This window comes from Sphingorhabdus sp. (assembly GCF_041737645.1).
Taxonomy (GTDB): Bacteria; Pseudomonadota; Alphaproteobacteria; order Sphingomonadales; family Sphingomonadaceae; genus Sphingorhabdus_B.
Genome location: NZ_JBGSRI010000001.1, coordinates 1 through 1,689, shown reverse-complemented (window position 1 = coordinate 1,689; position 1,689 = coordinate 1). Strand labels below are relative to the sequence as shown.

General features: G+C 56.0%; 2 protein-coding genes. One reads left to right on the top strand and one right to left on the bottom strand.

Annotated features, from left to right (window positions below; genetic code table 11):
* Positions 1-208 precede the first annotated feature (208 nt).
* The gene (locus ACEW72_RS00010; RefSeq protein ID WP_373474321.1) at positions 209-949 is read left to right on the top strand and encodes a hypothetical protein; all 741 of its coding nucleotides are present in this window, start codon (positions 209-211) and stop codon (positions 947-949) included.
* Here the strand turns inward: ACEW72_RS00010 and ACEW72_RS00005 are convergent.
* A complete protein-coding gene (locus ACEW72_RS00005) occupies positions 885-1,466 on the bottom strand; it encodes a hypothetical protein (protein WP_373474320.1) in 582 nt (193 codons plus the stop codon). The genes ACEW72_RS00010 and ACEW72_RS00005 overlap by 65 nt on opposite strands.
* Between the last annotated feature and the right edge of the window lie 223 nt (positions 1,467-1,689).

Below are 1,689 nucleotides of genomic sequence, written 5' to 3'. Positions count from 1 at the left end.
TCGTCAGGAAGGTTTGATGACAAGAATGCCATCGGTTGGGGGAAGGGGGATAACTCGCGAAACAAACCATCCAACCGTAGGTCGTGGTCAAGCACGCGCACAGCGCGGCGCGACCCGACAGCAAAAAGCGCGCGAAGCGCTTATTTGCAAAAGTGCAACCGCCAACCTTCGTTTAGAAAGGTCACGTCGAATCTGTTAAGCTTTCGGCATGACCGAGCGCCGCAAAGCAGACGATCTGAACCGCGCTCAGCAACTATTGCTCTGCCTCGATGGCCTGCGATACTCATTCGCTATTGTTCTGTCTTGTCACGCCCGTGTTCGGTCTGCTCTGAGTACATTCGAAGCCGACTGGCAGTCAGGAGCGCCCGCGAACGCCGTTATACAAGTCGTGGCCGATGCATGGGCTATGATCGACGCCACCCAACGCATCCGGCTTCTAATCGAGCGCGCGCCAATTTTGCCGAAGAATGATCCCGAGTTCCGCATCTTTAAGGTCGGCACGAGCGCCGTTGAACATCTCCGTCACTACGTCCAGCACATCAACAACGAGATCACCGGCATCACTGGTCAAGCGCAGCCATTGTGGGGCACGATTTCATGGGTCAATGAAACCGACGTCCTGATGCAGTTCTCGCTGTTCACCGGCAATCAGCACCTCCAAGCGAGCGTGCCGGGCCTCGTGTTCGACAGACAAGAAATGCGGTTCGTCCGCACACTCGAATTGAACGTCGGCATCCATATCATCGATCTCGACAGTCTGGCGCGCCGTGCGCGGGCACTGGATCAGATAATCGCCGATTGGGCGGGCACCATCCAATTCTCGGACGGCCAGAAATACGACTATAGACCGGCTATTGCGCCCATGGTGATGATGGCGGTGCGGACTACGCCCATCGCCGAATCTCACTGGGATAAGTCTCAGGGTGCGCAATCAACCCAGGATCCTTAAGGGAAGCAGCAATCAGCGCAGACGCGGCGCGCTTCTGATCACTGCGTTGTGCAGCACGGATACCTGAAAAATGCTTCGCCGCCGCCTTGCTCCAATCGGTGTTTTGTGGAATTTTTTCCGGGTATAGGGCTGCGTACCAAATGACGAACACTTGTGCCTCGATTGGCGATTTTCGTTCCAGCATGACGAAGTCGATGCTCGGAATTAGCAAGATGTGATCACAGTCCGAGTCGGTGAAGTCGCTCCAGACCGAATCTGGATCGCGATCAGCATGTTTGAAGAAATTGCGCGCAGGATTGATTAGTTGTATCTGAATTTGGCCGCTGTTCACGCCCGTTGGGGCTGCAATATTTGCGCGTAGGGAAAGTACCCCGCGCCTCTCGCATAGCGCCGAAAGTATCTCTTGGGCGTTTGTGGCCAGCGAGTAGACTGAGACCGGATCGCGATCATCGAGCAGAAGGCGGATAGCCGTCACAAGCTGCCGCCGAGCGACATCGATCTTCGTCAAAGTTTCCATAGCTCAAGCTCGCGAATCAACTCCCCGGCAAATGATACGCGAGCTTAATCATTGACCAAAGCGAACAGCTTGTGGCAGCCGTGTGAAACACAGTTGCTACAAGGAACACGTTAGCCACCCACACCGCCCGCCATTTCCCCGCGCGCCGATTCCCGCTATCGAAGCCGCCGGAGGCAAACCCCATGAGCCCGATCACAACTCGACTCGCACGCCCGCACGACAC

Bases quoted from the DNA above. Each gene is read 5' to 3' on its own strand.
- ACEW72_RS00010 (WP_373474321.1), top strand. From the start codon at position 209: ATGACCGAGCGCCGCAAAGCAGACGATCTGAACCGCGCTCAGCAACTA.
- ACEW72_RS00005 (WP_373474320.1), bottom strand. From the start codon at position 1,466: ATGGAAACTTTGACGAAGATCGATGTCGCTCGGCGGCAGCTTGTGACG.